The 18757-nt window shown below is 39.7% G+C and carries 15 protein-coding genes; 14 read left to right on the top strand and 1 reads right to left on the bottom strand.

What is annotated here, in order from left to right; all coding sequences use genetic code 11:
- Window positions 1-20: 20 nt before the first annotated feature.
- The 6 genes from ilvC (at window position 21) to HF876_RS04370 (ending at window position 7172) form a co-directional block, all read left to right on the top strand.
- Entirely contained in the window at window positions 21-1058 is a 1038-nt protein-coding gene (gene ilvC / locus HF876_RS04345; protein WP_481900277.1) for a ketol-acid reductoisomerase, read from the top strand.
- Complete coding sequence (locus HF876_RS04350; RefSeq protein ID WP_169358837.1) at window positions 1045-2586, top strand: 2-isopropylmalate synthase; 1542 nt, start codon at window positions 1045-1047, stop codon at window positions 2584-2586. Before ilvC ends, HF876_RS04350 begins: the two co-directional genes overlap by 14 nt.
- A gap of 23 nt (window positions 2587-2609) precedes the next feature.
- Window positions 2610-3710 carry a 3-isopropylmalate dehydrogenase gene (gene leuB, locus HF876_RS04355; RefSeq protein ID WP_169358838.1) on the top strand — a complete coding sequence of 367 codons (1101 nt, stop codon included), beginning with the start codon at window positions 2610-2612 and terminating at the stop codon, window positions 3708-3710.
- A gap of 15 nt (window positions 3711-3725) precedes the next feature.
- Window positions 3726-5135, top strand: coding sequence for a 3-isopropylmalate dehydratase large subunit (gene leuC, locus HF876_RS04360; protein ID WP_169358839.1), 1410 nt, complete (start codon window positions 3726-3728; stop codon window positions 5133-5135).
- Between the two features lie 12 nt (window positions 5136-5147).
- Window positions 5148-5732, top strand: coding sequence for a 3-isopropylmalate dehydratase small subunit (gene leuD, locus HF876_RS04365; RefSeq protein WP_169358840.1), 585 nt, complete (start codon window positions 5148-5150; stop codon window positions 5730-5732).
- A 594-nt stretch (window positions 5733-6326) separates the two neighbouring features.
- Entirely contained in the window at window positions 6327-7172 is an 846-nt protein-coding gene (locus HF876_RS04370) for a VOC family protein (RefSeq protein WP_169358841.1), read from the top strand.
- Window positions 7173-7267: 95 nt separating this feature from the next.
- Here HF876_RS04370 and HF876_RS04375 read toward each other — a convergent pair whose 3' ends face one another.
- Window positions 7268-8059 carry an SDR family oxidoreductase gene (locus HF876_RS04375; protein WP_169358842.1) on the bottom strand — a complete coding sequence of 264 codons (792 nt, stop codon included), beginning with the start codon at window positions 8057-8059 and terminating at the stop codon, window positions 7268-7270.
- Window positions 8060-8547: 488 nt separating this feature from the next.
- Here HF876_RS04375 and HF876_RS04380 point away from each other — a divergent pair, with 488 nt between their 5' ends.
- The 8 genes from HF876_RS04380 (at window position 8548) to cccB (ending at window position 17518) form a co-directional block, all read left to right on the top strand.
- On the top strand, window positions 8548-9042 hold the full coding sequence (locus HF876_RS04380) for a C40 family peptidase (RefSeq protein WP_169358843.1): 495 nt from the start codon (window positions 8548-8550) through the stop codon (window positions 9040-9042).
- 387 nt (window positions 9043-9429) lie between these two features.
- A complete protein-coding gene (locus HF876_RS04385) occupies window positions 9430-9840 on the top strand; it encodes a PilZ domain-containing protein (RefSeq protein WP_169358844.1) in 411 nt (136 codons plus the stop codon).
- Between the two features lie 81 nt (window positions 9841-9921).
- The gene (hpf, locus tag HF876_RS04390) at window positions 9922-10479 is read left to right on the top strand and encodes a ribosome hibernation-promoting factor, HPF/YfiA family (RefSeq protein ID WP_169358845.1); all 558 of its coding nucleotides are present in this window, start codon (window positions 9922-9924) and stop codon (window positions 10477-10479) included.
- Window positions 10480-10737: 258 nt separating this feature from the next.
- Window positions 10738-13248, top strand: a complete 2511-nt coding sequence (gene secA, locus HF876_RS04395) for a preprotein translocase subunit SecA (protein ID WP_169358854.1) — start codon at window positions 10738-10740, stop codon at window positions 13246-13248.
- 28 nt (window positions 13249-13276) lie between these two features.
- Window positions 13277-14378, top strand: a protein-coding gene (gene prfB / locus HF876_RS04400) for a peptide chain release factor 2 (RefSeq protein ID WP_169358855.1) whose coding sequence is annotated in 2 segments (ribosomal slippage) — window positions 13277-13348 and window positions 13350-14378 — 1101 coding nt in all. Because the reading frame shifts where the segments join, the coding sequence is not laid out codon by codon here.
- 75 nt (window positions 14379-14453) lie between these two features.
- Entirely contained in the window at window positions 14454-15917 is a 1464-nt protein-coding gene (locus tag HF876_RS04405; protein WP_169358846.1) for a methyl-accepting chemotaxis protein, read from the top strand.
- A 374-nt stretch (window positions 15918-16291) separates the two neighbouring features.
- Entirely contained in the window at window positions 16292-17119 is an 828-nt protein-coding gene (locus HF876_RS04410; RefSeq protein ID WP_169358856.1) for a YitT family protein, read from the top strand.
- A 48-nt stretch (window positions 17120-17167) separates the two neighbouring features.
- Window positions 17168-17518, top strand: coding sequence for a cytochrome c551 (gene cccB, locus HF876_RS04415; RefSeq protein WP_169358847.1), 351 nt, complete (start codon window positions 17168-17170; stop codon window positions 17516-17518).
- Window positions 17519-18757 lie beyond the last annotated feature (1239 nt).

The raw sequence follows: 18757 nt of genomic DNA on the forward strand, positions 1-18757 counted from the left end.
ACAAACAATCTGAGGAGGAAATGAAAATGGCGAAAATGTATTATAACGGGGATATTAATGAAGGATCTTTAAAGGAAAAGACAATTGCAATCATCGGGTATGGATCACAGGGTCATGCACATGCCCAAAACTTAATGGATTCAGGCTTTAACGTGATTGTAGGAATTCGTGCTGGAAAATCATTTGACCAGGCAAAAGAAGATGGGCAAGACGTTTACTCGGTGCAAGAGGCTGCAGAAAAAGCAGACGTAATCATGATTTTATTGCCTGATGAACGACAAAAAGCTGTATATGAGGCAGAAATCGAAGCGGCTTTAACAGCGGGCAAGGCGTTAGTATTCGCCCACGGCTTTAATATTCACTTCGACCAAATCGTTCCTCCATCAGACGTGGATGTATTTTTAGTAGCTCCAAAGGGACCAGGGCATTTAGTTCGCCGTACATTTGAATCTGGAGCAGGCGTACCTGGCTTATTTGCGGTATATCAAGATGCAACTGGGCAAGCAAAGGATTTAGCTTTGGCTTATGCAAAAGGCATTGGAGCTGCTCGTGCTGGAGTATTAGAAACAACGTTCAAGGAAGAAACAGAAACCGATCTATTCGGAGAGCAAGCAGTGCTTTGCGGTAGTACAACAGCGATCGTAAAAGCAGGCTTCGAAACATTAGTAGAAGCAGGCTATCAGCCAGAGCTTGCATACTTTGAAACGTTACATGAGTTAAAGCTGATCGTTGACCTGATGTACGAGGGAGGAATGGCGACGATGCGTTCTTCCATTTCAGACACAGCGGAGTGGGGAGATTTCGTTTCCGGTCCACGCATCATTGATTCGTCAGTTAAAGACCGCATGAGGGATGTATTAACAGACATCCAAAACGGTAAGTTCGCGAAGGAATGGATTCAGGAGAACGAAACAGGACGTCCGAAATACAATGCTATCAAACAAGCAGAGGCAGAGCATCCAATCGAAACGGTAGGTGCACAGCTGCGAGAAATGATGCCATTTATCAATGAAGGAAAAAAAGCGAAGAAGGAAGTGGTGACGAGTGGCCAAAATTGATATTTTCGACACGACACTAAGAGATGGGGAGCAGTCCGCTGGGATTAACTTAAACACCCAGGAAAAGCTAGAGATCGCTCGTCAGCTTGAGAAGTTCGGAGTTTCTATTATCGAGGCAGGCTTTCCTGCTTCGTCACCTGGTGATTTCAACGCAGTTCAGCAAATAGCGAACACCGTTAAAAATTCAGTCGTAACTGGTCTCGCTCGTTCGATTAAAAGCGATATCGAAACGTCCTGGGAGGCATTAAGAGGAGGGGTTCAGCCTCACCTTCATACATTTATCGCTACATCGCCAATCCATATGCAATACAAGCTCAACAAAACACCGGAGCAGGTTATAGAAATCGCAGTAGAATCGGTGAAGCTAGCACGTAAATACTTTCCATTAGTGCAATGGTCTGCGGAGGATGCAACACGATCTGACAAGGATTTTCTAGTTCGTATTATCAATGAAGTCATTAAAGCCGGAGCTACAACGATCAATATCCCAGATACAGTGGGCTATGCAACACCGATTGAATATGGTGCTTTGTTTAGATATTTGTCCGAGAATGTTACTGGTATTGAGAAGGTTAAGCTTTCTGCACATTGTCATGATGATCTAGGTCTTGCTGTTTCGAACACACTTGCAGCCATTGAAAATGGAGCGACACAGGTTGAGGGCACGATCAATGGAATCGGTGAACGTGCAGGAAACGCAGCACTAGAGGAAGTTGCGGTCGCGTTGCATATTCGAAGCGATTATTACCAAGCGGAATCCGGCATCGTTCTAAAGGAAACTAAGCGTACGAGTCAGCTAGTAAGTAAGCTTACAGGAGTCGTCATTCAGCCGAACAAAGCAGTCGTCGGAAAAAATGCCTTTGCACATGAATCCGGCATTCATCAGGATGGGATGCTTAAAAACCCTGAAACGTATGAAATCATTACCCCAGAGCTAATTGGAGATGTAGCAACCGAGCTAGTGCTTGGTAAGCATTCCGGTCGTCACGCATTCTTTAGTCGTGCAGTGCAAATGGGCTTCCAGTTAAGCGATGAAAAGCTAAATGCAGCCTTTACAGCATTTAAGAAGCTTGCGGATCGTAAAAAGGAAATATCCGATGAGGATCTATTTGTTTTATTGACAGATCAGCAAGTAAGTAGTGGAGAAGTTGAGGTTTATGAATTAGAGGAACTAGTCATTAACTACGAAAACAATGTACCGACTGCATCCATCACAGTGAAGATGCCAACTGGTGAGAGTACTACCGCCAAAGGTAACGGTTCTGGTGCGGTAGAGGCGATCTTTAACACATTAGAAAAGCTAGTAAATGGAGAGGTAAGAATTTTGGATTATCGGGTTTCCTCAGTTTCAAAAGGTCGAGATGCTCTAGGTGAGGCAGTGATCAATCTATCGTATAACGGAGCAACCTCTTCCGGAAGAAATGCATCGCAGGATGTACTAAAGGCATCTGCAAGAGCGTATATCAATGCAGTCAATCGACAACTAATGAATGCACATTTTAAAGAGCGTGTAGCAGTTATTCAATAAATAAAACAATGGGAGTGAATGGGATGGAAAAAACAATAACGGTATTACCTGGTGATGGAATCGGTCCTGAAGTAACGGAGGCAGCGGTAAAGGTGCTTCAAACAATTGCAAAGCGATATAATCATACATTTAATCTGCAATTTGCGTTAATCGGCGGAGCAGCAATTGATGCTTGTCAAAATCCACTGCCAGAAGAAACGATCAGCTTGTGCAGTGATAGTGATGCCATCCTATTAGGTGCGGTAGGTGGACCTAAATGGGATCAAAACCCATCTCATTTACGCCCTGAAAAAGGTTTATTGGCAATTCGCAAGCACTTCGGACTTTATGCGAATATTCGTCCAGTGAAGGCTATTCCAGCTCTACTAGAATCTTCTCCACTTAAAAAGGAAATCGCAGAAAATGTTGACATGGTAATAGTTCGAGAGCTGACAGGCGGCTTGTATTTTGCAGAGCCTCGCAAGAAAACAAATGATTACGCATTGGACACTCTAGTCTATACTCGCTCTGAGATCGAGCGAATTGTAGACACGGCATTCCAGCTTGCCCGGAGCCGAAGAGGTAAGCTAGCCTCTGTAGACAAAGCAAATGTACTGGATTCCAGCAAGCTGTGGAGAGAAATAGTAGAAGAGAAAAAACAAGGCTATCCGGACGTAGAAGTAGAGCATATGCTAGTCGATTCAACAGCGATGAAGCTAATCACTAAGCCAGGTGCTTTTGATGTCATTGTAACGGAAAACATGTTTGGAGATATTTTAAGCGATGAAGCGTCTGTGATCACGGGCTCACTAGGAATGCTACCATCTGCTAGTACCCGGGGTGACGGCTTCGGACTTTATGAACCGGTCCATGGCTCTGCGCCAGACATTGCAGGTCAAAATAAAGCGAACCCTGCTGCATGCATTCTATCTGCTGCCATGATGATTCGCGAGGCTTTCCAAATGGAAACAGAGGCTGCAGCCATCGAAGAAGCGGTATTTAATGTACTAAACGATGGTTACTTTACAGGAGACTTGCAGACGAACGGGAAGCGAGTTTTATCCACAAGTGAATGGACTGACAAGGTGTTAGATGAATTAGATTCAGAATTTGTTTCAGAAAGCATTATGTATTCATACGTATAAAAGGAGAGGGACTACATGGCAAAAACGATTATCGAGAAAATTTGGGATGAACATATTGTATACGAGGAAGAGGGGAAACCAGACCTTCTCTATATCGACCTTCATTTGCTTCACGAGGTAACGTCTCCCCAGGCGTTTGAGGGCTTACGCTTAAATAATCGTAAAGTACGCCGCCCAGACCTTTGCTTCGCAACGATGGATCATAATGTGCCAACGAGAAATCAAAAAGAAATTAAAGATGAAATTGCCCGTAAACAAATTAACACATTACAGCAAAACTGTGATGAGTTCGGAGTTCCATTAGCAAATATCGGACATCCGGACCAAGGCATTGTTCACATTATCGGACCAGAGCTAGGTTTAACGCAGCCCGGTAAAACAATCGTGTGTGGAGATAGTCATACCTCCACACACGGTGCCTTTGGTGCCATCGCGTTTGGTATCGGTACAAGTGAGGTAGAGCATGTTTTATCCACTCAAACTCTTTGGCAGGCTAAACCAAAAACGATGCAAATTAAAGTGAATGGTGAGCTCGGTATAGGAGTAACAGCGAAGGATATTATCCTAGCGATCATCGCTAAGTTCGGAATTGATATGGGAACTGGCTACATTGTGGAATATACCGGAGAAGCTATTCGGAAGCTTACGATGGAGGAGCGCATGACCATCTGTAATATGTCGATTGAAGCAGGAGCGAGAGCAGGTTTGATTAGCCCAGACGAGACAACAGTCGAGTTTTTACGAGGCAGAGAATACGTCCCAACAGGTGAAGCATTTGAACAGGAAGCTTCACGCTGGCTAGCCTTGGCGTCTGATCCAGAAGCTACTTACGACAAAACAGTGGAAATCAATGCAGATGAAATCGAGCCGTTTGTCACTTGGGGAACAAACCCTTCGATGGGCTCTGGAGTGTCCCAAAGCATTCCGTATAAAACAGATTTCCAAGAGGCTTCCGATCAGCAGGCACATGAAAAAGCACTTACGTACATGGGACTGCAGGAAGGTATGCCATTGACGGACATTCAAATTAGTAATGTCTTTATCGGTTCTTGTACGAACGCTCGCTTAAGCGACTTGCGCAACGCAGCTAAAATAATAGAGGGGCGCACGGTTCATCCAAACGTCACAGCTATTGTAGTACCAGGCTCTCAAACGGTGAAGAAGCAGGCAGAAGAGGAAGGCATTGACCAAATCTTCAAGGCAGCAGGCTTCGAATGGCGTGAATCTGGCTGCAGTATGTGTCTAGCGATGAATGATGACATTGTTCCCGCTGGAGAGCATTGTGCATCCACATCTAATCGTAACTTTGAAGGCCGACAAGGAGCAGGAGCGCGAACTCATCTCATGAGTCCTGCTATGGCAGCTGCTGCAGCTATCGAGGGACATATTGTAGACGTTCGGAAATTTCAACTAGTGCCTGCTTAAGGAGGAAAAAACATGGAGCCCATCAATGAAATCAATAGTATCGTTACACCTTTAAATAGAAAAAACGTTGACACAGACCAAATTATTTCCAAAGAGTTTCTTAAAAGAATCGAGCGCACAGGATTCGGAAAATATCTTTTCTACCATTGGCGCTTCGATGCAGAAGGAAACGAACGTCCAGATTTTATCCTAAATGACGAGCGTTATAAGGAATCCACTATTCTAGTAGCTCATGAAAACTTTGGCTGCGGCTCCTCACGTGAGCATGCCCCATGGGCGATCCTGGACTACGGCTTCCGTGTCGTCATCGCACCAAGCTTTGCAGATATTTTCTACAACAACTGCATGAAAAACGGCATTCTTCCTATTAAATTAACTGTAGAGGAAGTAGAAGCCATCTTAAGTAAAGAAAATTATTCAATAGAAGTAAATTTAGAGGAGCAAACAATAGTGGGTGAGGATGGTGTCTCGTATTCATTCCCAATCGACCCTTACCAAAAGAAGATGCTTTTAAACGGTTGGGATGAAATCTCGCTAACTTTCCAATACGAAGACCAAATCAAAGCATACGAAGAAAAAAAGTTTGCCCTAGTATAAATAGAGAGCCGCTAATCTAAAGAGATTAGTGGCTCTTATAATGTAGGTGGGCTATGTGCATAATAAAAAAGAGTAAGATCATGGCAACATTTTTATTTATCAACGCTTACTGGGGTTTTATTACCGTTCGGAGAGATTTATCACCGTTCACGGAGGATTTATAACCGTTCGGAGAAAAATATGACCGTCCACAGGTATTTATGACCGGTAAGTTGGAGAAGGTATCGACCAGAATTGTTTAAGAAGTATAAATGAAATGCATGGCTAGTAAAAAGAGGGAGATCCAACTTTCATTTTTGATTTATCACCGCTTACTGGGGTTTTATCACCGTTCGGAGAAAAATATCACCGTTCACGAAGAGTTTATCACCGCTTACAGAAATTTATAGCTTTTAAAGACTATTCTCCAGGAAGAGCTACGCTAAATGACTACATAATTTAGGAAAAGTGAGTTCAAAACGTAAGCTTTCTCATAAACCTTCACAGCCAAGACGGGAAAGGTGATTTATTTCACGAAAGAGAAGTTGACTTTAGTAGGTAATTAAAATATAATTACTTACGAAAAGTAACTTAAAAAAGAGGAGCAAATAAATTATGAAATTTCACCAAAAACCTTCTACATATGTCGAGCTTGTAGAGTTAAAGGTAACAAACCTAGAGCAATCACTTAAATTTTACGAGGAAGTAATCGGCTTTAAAGTATTAGATAGACAAGCAAGCAAAATTTGGCTAACTGCTGACGGGAAAACTGCTCTTTTATCCATTGAACAACCAGAAAACGTAGTGCCAAAAGAGCCTAAAACAACAGGGCTTTATCATTTCGCACTACTATTACCAAGACGTGAGGATTTAGGAGCTGTTTTAAGATTCTTTGCTGAAAATGGTATTCGTATTGGAGCGGGGGATCACCTTGTTAGTGAAGCACTGTATTTAAATGATCCAGATGGAAATGGGATTGAGATTTATAGTGATCGACCAGAAACAGAGTGGAAATGGGAAAAAGGTGCTGTTGCTATGGACACTTTAGGAATCGATGCACCAGCTATTCTAGCAGCAGGTGCCAACACGGAATGGAATGGATTACCCGAAGGAACTGTAATGGGTCATATACATTTACAGGTAGTAGATATAGAAGATGCAAAAGAATTTTATGAGTTATTGGGGTTTGAAGTAGTTACTCCTTATCCTGGCGCTTTATTTATGTCTACTGGAAAGTACCATCACCATATCGGCTTGAATACTTGGGCGGGAGCAGGTGCACAACCAGCATCAGAAAGCATGACTGGATTAGAGGCATTTAATATTATTTATCCTTCTATAGAAGCAAGAGAGACAGCGGTAAAAAATTTGCGTGAACAAAACATTTCTGTTCTTGAAGAAAACGAAATTTTTTATACGAAAGATCCATCAGAAAACAAAATTAAAATGGTAGTAAAATAAAGAAAATGCCTCCAATTAGTAGTTGGGGGCATTTTTCTTTATGTCCCAAATGCAATATAAAAAGACTGGAACAACATCCAGTCTTCTTCCTCATTCTATAATGCCTTCAACATTCCACCATCAATTACTAGGCTTTGACCTGTCATATAAGTATTTGCCTCAGAGCATAAAAAGGTAATGACCTTGGCAAATTCAGCAGGCTCTCCATATCTGCCCATTGGAATGATTTGTTTAAACCCTTCTCGCATATCTTCTACGGTTATATCACGCTTTTTAGCTGCAATTTCATCTAGCTCTGTTACACGATCTGTTTGAATGCGCCCTGGTCCAACGGTATTAATCAAAATATTATCCTTGCCATATTCTCTTGCAATACTTTTCGACAAACCAACCATACCCAATCGGAAGGTATTCGACAAAATTAGACCATCTAATACTTCTTTAGTAGAAGACGAAGAAATGTTTACTATTCTGCCGAATTTTTGTGTTTGCATGAATGGAATAGCTTGTCGAATGGTACGTATATAGCTAAGCAGATTTTTTTCAAATGCTTCCTTCCAGTCTTGATCGGTTACTTGTCCGAATCCTCCTGGAGATGGGCCACCAGCATTATTGACTAAAATGTCTACTCCACCAAGCTTAGTTTCTGCTTCTTTAAATAATTGAGCAATATCCTCTTCCTTCGTAACGTCACAAACGGTGTAGAAGATATCTGGATTGGAGCTATGTTGTTTAATGTCCTCCATGGTTACCTTTAATTCTTCTTCATTGCGACTAGAGATAAGCACCTTTGCTCCTTCTTGTGCAAACTGTAAAGCAGTTGCTTTTCCTAAGCCCTTACTTGATGCTGTTACTATAACATGTTTATTTTGGAGTCCTAAGTCCATTTAAGCACTCAACCCTTTCTTTTCTTATTTATAAGAATATATTACATTTAATATTCAGATTTGTCAGTGTAAATGATTATCTTCGATATGATCGTCAATATTTGATTTAACAGCAGCCCTCCAAAGAGCGATTTATACGCTGTTTTTAATTTGTTAAATATTTTATTTTCAATACTTTATAACTACCTATTTTTTTAGTATGCAGAGATAGATAAAATTATTCGTTTTGTCCTAAAAACAGATTAAGAGAAGATTTCACAGATTTTACATCTATATTTAGCGTAGAAACCATCGACAATTGTCGATGGTTTTTTGTTGAAAACCTTATGTATCAAGGGTTGTCCCAAATTTAACAGGAAATTTCCTTGATTACATTAGACGTCTTTTGTAATGAAAATGTTACATAACTGTAAAATAAAAAAGGTTTAAAGAGTGATAAGATGAATATAGTTAAGTTTTCAGAAAATTTATGACGTCGGAGGAACTACATGAACTTGAAGTCTATATCGCAAAAAGTCATTGGTATAATTATTTTATCTATGCTTTTAGTCACAATTCCATATGCAGCTAATACTGAAGCTTCTAGCTCAATAGATTCATCTGAATTAGTATCTACTGCTAAAAACTTAATAGGCATTAAATATCGCGGAGGCGGCACTACTACTGCTGGATTTGATTGTTCAGGGTTTGTAGGCTACGTATTTGATGATTTAGGAGTTAATCTTCCAAGATCATCCGCAGGTATGTATGCAAAAGGATCAAAAGTAGAAAAGGACGATCTTTCATCAGGGGATTTAGTTTTCTTTAATACATCTGGTAAAGGCGTATCGCATGTTGGCATTTACATTGGAGACGGGAAATTTATTCACTCTTCAAGCTCAAAAGGTGTAAAGGTAGATAAGCTAAGCGATCCATACTATTGGGGCAAACGTTTTGTCGGAGCTAAACGAGTAGCAGATGTAACGATGACTGCAAATAAATAAACATATAACAAGGTACCTTATCGGATTAGTCGATAAGGTATTTTTTTATAGTTTCATATAATAATAGTTTTAATCATACTAGGATGGTTTGCATTTAATATATCAGTGGTTTTCCTTTTCTAAGCCTTATAATTTTTATAGGATTATGGAAATTATACCCACATTAAAGGTTCACTTACTTATGATTACCAACTAAAACTCCAATAAAAGCGGAATTATATTATGAAATATCAAAGTGTTTAAAATCCATAAATAGGGTATAAAAGTAGTAGAAACATTATTTTCATATACCTCTGGCAGTTGAATAACTTCTTGTAAATAAATTCTTTATTAGGCATAATGAAGAAAAATAGAAGGTTATTATTGGTTCCTGTGGGAGGACATGTTATGCAATATAAGAGAAATGAATATTTTCGTTACACATTTGGTGAACCTACTGAAGCAACTTTTCGTCTAATAAAAGACTCGGGAGGTGACCAGCCTGCTGAATTCTCTAATAAGGGGAACTGTCAAATCGTAGATATAAGCCCAAATGGCTTGCGAATGGTCACAGAGCTATCCATTGCTATCGAGCTAATAAAGCGAATCGAGATAAGTTTTATTATTGATGAGACTTCGCTGGATATGATAGGTGAGCTTGTTTGGTGTAAGAAGAGTGTGCATGGTTTCTTCGAATACGGAGTACGATTAGTTGGAGATCATGACACGGAGCAAAGAATTGTTAATGAACTGAAAGCTCGCCGGCGAAAAGAAGTGGAAAACAAACCCAAAGATGTGACAAGATTCGACAAAAAATAATTATTTTATTTCTTAAAAAGAAGGATATTAAATAGGGATTGTAGAAATATTATATAGAGTTAAATTAAAGGAGGAGTTTACATGCTAAACTTTAACATTCGTGGAGAAAACCTTGAGGTGACTCCTGCAATTCGTGATTACGTTGAAGGCAAGATCGAAAAAGTTGGTCGATACTTTAACGAGGAAATTCAAGCGACTGCAAATGTCAACCTAAAGGTATACAATGACAAACAAACTAAGGTCGAAGTGACAATCCCGATGAAGAATTTAACTTTAAGAGCGGAAGAACGTCATACTGATATGTACGCCGCTATTGATTTAATAGTAGATAAATTAGAACGTCAAATTCGTAAATATAAAACAAAAGTAAACCGTAAAAGCCGTGAGCGTGAAGGGGTTGGAGCTTACTTTGCTGCAATCGATCCGCCTGATGCGCCAGTTTCAAGTTTAGAAGAAGACGAATACAATATCGTCCGTACTAAACAATTTGATTTAAAACCAATGGACCAAGAAGAAGCAGTTTTACAAATGAACATGCTTGGTCACAACTTCTTCATCTTTACTGACGCAGACTCAATGGGTACTCATATTGTGTATAAGCGTAGAGATGGGAAATACGGTTTAATCGAAACAAACTAATACAACCTGGAAGCTAGTTGTATAATCGTAAATAAATACTTTTTAACGACAAAAAGTGACAAAACTCTTCTCTTACCTGGAGAAGAGTTTTTGTTATTGTTTAGGGAATCCGGTGGCTGAGTAGCTGCCTCCTCGCTTTTCCCCATTTGCCTGTCGGGGCAGACATAGGCGGTTACGCTTTTCTTGTGTTACTCATTTGCGTGAGTATGTAACGAATGGTAAAATGGAGAGTAAGACTAAATGGGAAGTGAATATAATATGCTTAACGTTCTGAATAAAGTATTCGATTTAAATAAACGCGAGTTAAAACGATTAGAAAAAATCGCAGATAAAGTAGAAGCATTAGCAGGTGAGATGGAAGCTCTTTCTGATGAAGCATTAAGTGCAAAAACAGTTGAATTCCGTGAAAGACTTGCAGGTGGAGAGAAATTAGACCAGCTTCTACCAGAAGCATTTGCTGTTGCGCGAGAAGGCGCTAGACGAGTACTTGGACTGTATCCTTTCCGAGTACAAATTATGGGTGCTGCTGCATTAAACGAGGGTAATATTGCAGAGATGAAAACCGGGGAAGGTAAAACACTTACCTCCACGATGTCTGTTTATTTAAATGCGTTAAGTGGACAAGGTGTACACGTAGTAACTGTCAATGAATATCTTTCTAGTCGTGATGCAGAAGAGATGGGTAAATTATATAATTTCTTAGGTTTAACGGTAGGATTGAATTTAAATTCTCTTTCTAAGGATGAAAAACGTGAAGCTTACGCTGCTGATGTGACTTATTCAACTAATAATGAGCTTGGCTTCGATTATCTTCGTGACAACATGGTGCTTTATAAAGAAGAAAAAGTACAACGTCCGCTTAATTATGCTGTAATTGATGAGGTCGATTCAATCTTGATCGATGAAGCAAGAACTCCTTTAATTATCTCAGGACAGGCTAACAAAGCTGCAGCTTTATATATGCAAGCCAATGCTTTTGTTCGTACGTTAACGAAGGAAGAAGATTACACGTACGAAGAATCAACAAAAGGTGTTACTTTGACTGATGTAGGTGTGGAAAAAGTTGAAAAGGCGTTCCGTATAGATAACTTGTTTGATTTAACCCATGTTCGCTTAAACCATGCGATTAATCAATCCTTAAAGGCGCATGTTTCTATGCATCTAGATGTAGATTATGTGGTGCAAGATGGGGACGTAGTAATCGTTGACTCCTTCACTGGACGTTTGATGAAAGGTCGTCGCTATAGTGATGGCTTGCACCAAGCTATTGAAGCAAAAGAAGGGTTAGAGGTTCAAAATGAATCCATGACCATGGCTACTATTACATTCCAAAACTTTTTCCGTATGTATGACAAGCTGTCAGGGATGACTGGTACAGCTAAAACGGAGGAAGAGGAATTCCGTAACATCTATAATATGAATGTTATAGCGATACCAACGAATAAGCCAATTGCTAGAGATGATCGTGCCGATTTAATCTATGCATCTATGAATGGGAAATTTGAAGCGGTTGCTGCAGATATTGCTGAACGAAATAAAAAAGGTCAGCCAGTACTGATTGGTACGGTTGCAATTGAAACTTCTGAAATCATTTCCAAGCTGTTAACAAAGCATGGCATTAAGCATAATGTATTAAATGCAAAAAACCATGAGCATGAGGCAGAAATAATTGCAACAGCTGGACATCTTGGTTCTGTAACGATTGCCACTAACATGGCTGGACGTGGTACAGATATCAAACTTGGAGATGGGGTACTAGAAGTTGGCGGGTTAGCTGTTATTGGTACAGAGCGTCATGAATCTAGACGTATTGATAATCAGCTACGTGGTCGTTCAGGACGTCAAGGAGATCCAGGGGTAACACAATTCTATCTTTCTATGGAAGATGAACTAATGCGTCGATTTGGTTCAGATAATATGCGTAATATGATGTCTAAGATGGGTATGGATGATTCACAACCAATCCAATCTAAAATGGTGTCACGTGCGGTAGAATCTGCCCAAAAACGAGTAGAGGGTAACAACTTTGACTCTCGTAAGCGATTGTTGCAATATGACGATGTATTACGTCAGCAACGTGAAATCATCTACAAAGAGCGTAATGAAGTTCTGGAAACAGAAAACATGCGTGACTTAGTGGAAACCATGATTTTCGCTGTTATTGAACGTCTTGTAACTACGCACACTAACGCGGAAAATAAAGCAGAGTGGAATTACAAAGCGATAGAGGATTATATTCAAGCGAATATGCTTCCAGAGGGTGTTATTACGCAAGAAACTTTAGAAAATCTTTCTCAAGAAGAAGTTATTGAGAAGATTAAAGAAGAAGTAATCTCCTTCTATGATGCAAAAGAAGAAGAAATGACAGCTGAACGTATGCGCGAATTTGAAAAAGTTGTACTGCTTCGTTCAATTGACTCAAAATGGATCGATCATATTGATGCGATGGATCAGCTTCGCCAAGGGATTCACTTACGTGCATATGGTCAAACAGATCCGCTTCGTGAATATCAAAGTGAAGGCTTTGCAATGTTCGAGGCAATGGTTGAGTCAGTTCAAGAAGATGTTGCTAAATATGCGATGAAAGCAGAAATTCGTAACAACCTAGAGCGTGAAGAGGTAGCAAAAGGGCAAGCTGTAAATCCAAAAGAAGAAGGCGGTCCTGTAAAGAAAAAACCTGTTCGCAAACAAGCAACAGTGGGACGTAACGAACCATGCCCATGTGGTAGTGGAGAAAAGTTTAAAAATTGCCACGGAGCAATTAGATAATAGAGATATTCGGAGGAAATAAAAAATGATAGAAATTTCAGTTGTAAGAAATGAATTAGACCGTACGGCGGGCAAGTTAAATGACTTTAGGGGGTCTCTTTGACTTAGAAAACAAAGAGGTTCGTATACAAGAGCTAGAGGAATTAATGACTTTTCCTGACTTTTGGGATGATTCCCAAGGAGCTCAAAAGGTCATCAATGAGTTAAACGCTTTAAAAGGCATAGTGGAGCAATACAACAACCTGATGTCTACACAAGAAAACTTAGAAATGACGTTAGAGTTATTGAAAGAAGTTCCGGATGAGGAATTGCAAGAGGAGCTTGGCAGTGAACTGAAAGAGTTTACAGCTGCACTGGGAGAGTTTGAGCTTCAACTTCTTTTAAGTGAGGAATATGACAAGCACAATGCTATTTTAGAATTACATCCAGGTGCTGGGGGAACCGAGTCTCAGGACTGGGGTTCAATTCTTTTACGTATGTATCAGCGCTGGGCAGACAAACGTGGCTTTAAAGTAGAAACAATCGATTACTTGCCAGGAGACGAAGCAGGTATTAAATCTGTAACGCTACTGATCAAAGGTCATAACGCCTATGGATATTTAAAAGCAGAAAAGGGTGTACATCGTTTAGTTCGTATCTCACCTTTTGATTCGTCTGGTCGACGACATACCTCCTTTGTGTCTTGTGAGGTTATGCCTGAGTTTACGGATGAGATTGAAATTGAAATCCGTACAGAGGATTTGAAAATTGATACGTATCGCGCAACTGGGGCAGGTGGTCAGCATATCAATACGACTGACTCCGCTGTCCGTATCACTCACTTACCAACTAATTCAGTCGTAACATGTCAATCTGAGCGTTCACAGATCAAAAACCGTGAGCATGCGATGAAGCTGTTAAAATCAAAGCTTTACCAATTAAAAATCGAAGAACAGGAAGCTCAGCTTGCTGAAATTCGTGGAGAACAAAAAGAAATCGGATGGGGAAGTCAAATTCGTTCCTACGTATTCCACCCTTACTCTATGGTTAAGGATCACCGTACCAATGAGGAAAGTGGAAATGTCCATGCAGTAGTGGATGGGGAAATTGACCCATTTATTCATGCCTACTTACGTTCCAAAATAAATTAATAGACGGTAAAAAATCCCATGCTATAATCAAATAGTGGGGATTTTTTATTATATTAATTGAATTGGGGAATAAGTATGAACATTGATGATTTAAAGCAGAAGGATTTATTAAGAAAAAATAATATTCTTTATTTAGCATTTGCATTAGCTAGTGGGTTGGGGTTACTAGTACAAATCATTATTCAAGCAAAATCTGAAATTATTATTTCAATAGGCATACCTTTTGGTGTTTCTCTCATTTTTTACTTTTTAGCAAAAAAATCTATGAAAATAGCCAAATTATTTCCTTATATTATTATTTTAGCTGCCACAATCGTTGCAGTTAGTACTGCTTACTTTAATATTATTAGCATAGCCACAATTATTTTATCGTTTTTTGTACTCGTATTAAGTAGTATACATACTGACCGTTTTGTTTTTATATATGGCTATATTTTATCTGCTATCGCCTTGTATATAAATGTTGCAATGGATGAACCAAATTTATTTGCTGGACAGACAATTAATGTATTCTTTATACAATTTATAATGGCGTTAGGCGTCTACCTACAAGTTACTCAAAGTAAATCTTTGTTTGGGAAGATGCAGCAGTTAACAGAAGAAGCTGCCATTAAAGCTCAAGAAGACAATCTCTTGAATGACAAATTACAAAATGCAGTGCAAGTCATTTCAAACAATTTAGAACAGATTCGTACAAGTACACAATCCGCTAACATTGCACAGCAGGAGATGCTATATGCAGTAGGAGAAGTGAGTGTCGGTGCTCAACGTCAGGCAGATCATGTGTCTGATATAGTAAGAAATACGGAAGCAACTAGCAGCTCAGTAAAAGAAATGGCGAACAACTTAGAGTTAATCGTTCAAAAGGCAGAAACTGCTGGAAAAGATGCTTCAGATGGCTCAAAAGTGATGGAAGAAATGACAAAAGACATCACCCAATTTACAATCTTTTTTGAAGAGTTGAATGAAACATTTCAAAACTTGTTCGAAAAAATTAATGAAACCAATCAATTTGCTAAAGATATTCGACAAATTACAGAGCAAACAAATCTATTGGCACTGAATGCCTCTATTGAAGCCGCAAGAGCCGGCGAGCATGGCAAAGGATTTTCTGTAGTTGCTGAAGAGATTCGAAAACTCGCAGGCGTGACCAACCAAACAGTAGAGAAAATAGATGACAATCTTAATAATGTCAATAAATTTAACGAGGCTGCTCTTCAAAAGCTGAAATTAGGGTTAGCACAAACTCACTCACAAGCCGAAACAGCGGAACAATCCAATGAGTCCTTCAAAGGTCTGTTTGAAACGATGAAGACGCTTCAGTTATCATTAACAAGCTATTTAAAAGAGATTGAAACAATTGCTGAAAACAGCGAATCCATCAATGTAAGTACAACAGAGTTTGCTGCAATCATTGAAGAAAGCACAGCTACTGTCGAGGAAATCAATGCAACTTTAGTCAATATCACAGAGGATCAGCTGGCCATTTCGGATTATATCGACGAAACCTATAAGGAAGCACAATCTATTAGTAAGTAATGGATGAAGCTAAAAGTGTATCTAATTTAATTTAGATACGCTTTTTATTGTTTAGGAAATTATAAAGTTCTGAACCTGTGGATAAATTGATGTCTAGCTCCACCGCCTTGCCCCTCGGGGTCAAATGGATAAAAGCTGTGGTGGCTGAAGAGCTGCCTCCTCGCTTTTCCCCATTTGCCTGTCGGGGCAGATATAGGCGCTTGCGCTTTTCTTGTTTTGTGCAAGTAGCCTGTTAATACACCATCTTGCTAAAGTTCACAAAATTCTTTTCTGTTGTTATACTATTTCAGGTTGAATAAAAGAATTTACATGAAAGAGGAATAGTAATGACTACTACGACAAATAATAGAGTTCATAAAGAAATTTCTCCTTGGATGGCGAATGCTAGAGATTACTTTTACGTAATCATTGGTGCTGCCATCATAGCACTTGGTTTTAATGTGTTTTTATTGCCAAACCAGGTTGCATCAGGTGGAGTAAGTGGGATAAGTACCATCTTAAAAGGAGTTTTTGGTTGGGAGCCTGGGTTTGTTCAATATGCTTTTAACATACCTTTGTTTATCGCAGGCTTAATATTTCTTGGTGCAAAATTTGGGATTAAATCTTTTGTAGGAACCTTAGTTTTACCTGCAGTAGTTTTGCTAACTGCAAGCTGGGAGCCTTGGACATATAATCCTTTGTTAGGTGCATTATTTGGTGGTATTACGGTTGGCCTAGGTTTAGGAATTGTTTTTAGAGGCGGCGCGTCAACAGGCGGGACAGACTTAGCAGCTCAAATCATAACCAAATATACTGGCTTTTCATTGGGGCGAAGTGTATTACTAATCGATGGCCTAATTGTGTTGAGTGCTGCTGTAGTATTTGATATTGAACAAGCTTTATACGCTTTAATAGGTTTATTTGTAACTACTAAAACAATCGATATTGTGCAGCTAGGATTTAGCCAATCAAAAATGATTTATATCATTACGAATAAACAGGACGAAATTAGAGATGCTATCTATAAGGAGATTGATCGAGGGGTAACTAAACTGCCTGCATATGGTGGATATACCAATGAAGAGAAATCTATCCTTATGGTGGTGGCGTATCAGACTGAGTTCACAAAGATGAAACAAGTGGTTCAAACCATTGACCCCACTGCATTTGTAATAGTTTCTGATGCCTATGAGGTATTAGGAGAAGGTTTCAAAAGGTACTAAATTTGGTATAATATGAGTGCATTCATAATGTTGAGGGAGGTTAACTAAATGAATAAAAAATTATTAGCTGTTATCTTTGGAGCAGGTCTTATGCTTGCTGCTTGTGGCGGTGGAGACGACGAAGCAAAAGATACTGGCACAACTGACACTGGTACAACTGATTCAACTGAAACCGCGTCTGTAGATGCTGAAAAAATTGTAAATTCTAAATGTATTAGCTGTCACGGCGGAAATTTAGAAGGACAAGGTAATTTCCCAGCTCTTGCTGATGTAGGTTCTCGCTTATCAGAAGATGAGATCTTAAATGTTATTTTAAATGGTAGAGGCACAATGCCAGGTAAAATCATTGAAGGCGCAGATGCAGAAGCAGTTGCTGCATGGTTAGCGGAAAAAAAATAAAATCGTGAGACAAGCAGCTACTTTTATAAGTAGCTGTTTTTTTGTTGGAATGAGATATTGCCCATAGAGTGGAGGGAAGTGTCCCATAAGTAAGAGGAAAGCGCCCATAAAGTAAGTGAAGGTGTCCCATAAATCTCAGGTATCCGCCCGTAAAGTTGAAAAGTGCCCATAGGGTTGAGGGAAGTGTCCCATAAGTAAGAGGAAAGTGCCCATAAAGAAAGCGAAGGTGTCCCATAAATGCGAGATATCCGCCCATAAAGTTGAAAAGCGCCCATAGAGTTGAGGGAAGTGTCCCATAAGTAAGAGGAAAGCGCCCATAGGGTTGAGGGAAGTGTCCCATAAGTAAGAGGAAAGTGCCCATAAAGTAAGGGAAGGTGTCCCATAAATCACAGGTTTGCGCCCATAAAGTTAAAAAGTGCCCATAGAGTTGAGGGAAATGTCCCATAAGTGAGTAGAAAGCGCCCATAAAGTATGTAGAAATGTCCCATAAATCACAGGTATCCGCCCGTAAAGTTGAAAAGAGCCCATAGAGTTGAGGGAAGTGCCCCATAACTGAGTGGAAAGCGCCCATAAAGTATGTAGAAGTGTCCCATAAATCACAGGTATCCGCCCATAAAGTTGAAAAGCGCCCATAGGGTTGAGGGAAGTGTCCCATAAGTAAGAGGAAAGTGCCCATAAAGTAAGGGAAGGTGTCCCATAAATCACAGGTTTGCGCCCATAAAGTTAAAAAGTGCCCATAGAGTTGAGGGAAATGTCCCATAAGTGAGTAGAAAGCGCCCATAAAGTATGTAGAAATGTCCCATAAATCACAGGTATCCGCCCGTAAAGTTGAAAAGCGCCCATAGGGTTGAGGGAAGTGTCCCATAAGTAAGAGGAAAGTGCCCATAAAGTAAGTGAAGGTGTCCCATAAAGGCTAGGTATCCGCCATAAAGTTGAAAAGCGCCCATAGAGTTGAGGGAAGTGTCCTATAAGTAAGAGGAAAGCGCTCATAAAGTAAGTGAAGGTGTCCCATAAATGCGAGATATCCGCCCATAAGGTTGAATTACTCTAACTAGTTTCTAGAGGTATCACCTAAACACCAGCGAAACGCGCATAAATAAAGCAAAGTGTCACCTAAAACTCAGGAACCCGCACATAACTACGCAAAAAGCACCTAATTATAGGGAATGTAAAATATTTTGTGTAAATGTATTACTATCTTTATTCTAAACACATACTTACTTTATCCGTTAAGGGGAT

The organism is Psychrobacillus sp. BL-248-WT-3 (genome assembly GCF_012843435.1).
Classification (GTDB): domain Bacteria; phylum Bacillota; class Bacilli; order Bacillales_A; family Planococcaceae; genus Psychrobacillus.

Bases quoted from the DNA above. Each gene is read 5' to 3' on its own strand.
- ilvC (WP_481900277.1), top strand. From the start codon at position 21: ATGAAAATGGCGAAAATGTATTATAACGGGGATATTAATGAAGGATCT.
- leuB (WP_169358838.1), top strand. From the start codon at position 2,610: ATGGAAAAAACAATAACGGTATTACCTGGTGATGGAATCGGTCCTGAA.
- leuC (WP_169358839.1), top strand. From the start codon at position 3,726: ATGGCAAAAACGATTATCGAGAAAATTTGGGATGAACATATTGTATAC.
- leuD (WP_169358840.1), top strand. From the start codon at position 5,148: ATGGAGCCCATCAATGAAATCAATAGTATCGTTACACCTTTAAATAGA.
- HF876_RS04370 (WP_169358841.1), top strand. From the start codon at position 6,327: ATGAAATTTCACCAAAAACCTTCTACATATGTCGAGCTTGTAGAGTTA.
- HF876_RS04375 (WP_169358842.1), bottom strand. From the start codon at position 8,059: ATGGACTTAGGACTCCAAAATAAACATGTTATAGTAACAGCATCAAGT.
- HF876_RS04380 (WP_169358843.1), top strand. From the start codon at position 8,548: ATGAACTTGAAGTCTATATCGCAAAAAGTCATTGGTATAATTATTTTA.
- HF876_RS04385 (WP_169358844.1), top strand. From the start codon at position 9,430: ATGCAATATAAGAGAAATGAATATTTTCGTTACACATTTGGTGAACCT.
- hpf (WP_169358845.1), top strand. From the start codon at position 9,922: ATGCTAAACTTTAACATTCGTGGAGAAAACCTTGAGGTGACTCCTGCA.
- secA (WP_169358854.1), top strand. From the start codon at position 10,738: ATGCTTAACGTTCTGAATAAAGTATTCGATTTAAATAAACGCGAGTTA.
- HF876_RS04405 (WP_169358846.1), top strand. From the start codon at position 14,454: ATGAACATTGATGATTTAAAGCAGAAGGATTTATTAAGAAAAAATAAT.
- HF876_RS04410 (WP_169358856.1), top strand. From the start codon at position 16,292: ATGGCGAATGCTAGAGATTACTTTTACGTAATCATTGGTGCTGCCATC.
- cccB (WP_169358847.1), top strand. From the start codon at position 17,168: ATGAATAAAAAATTATTAGCTGTTATCTTTGGAGCAGGTCTTATGCTT.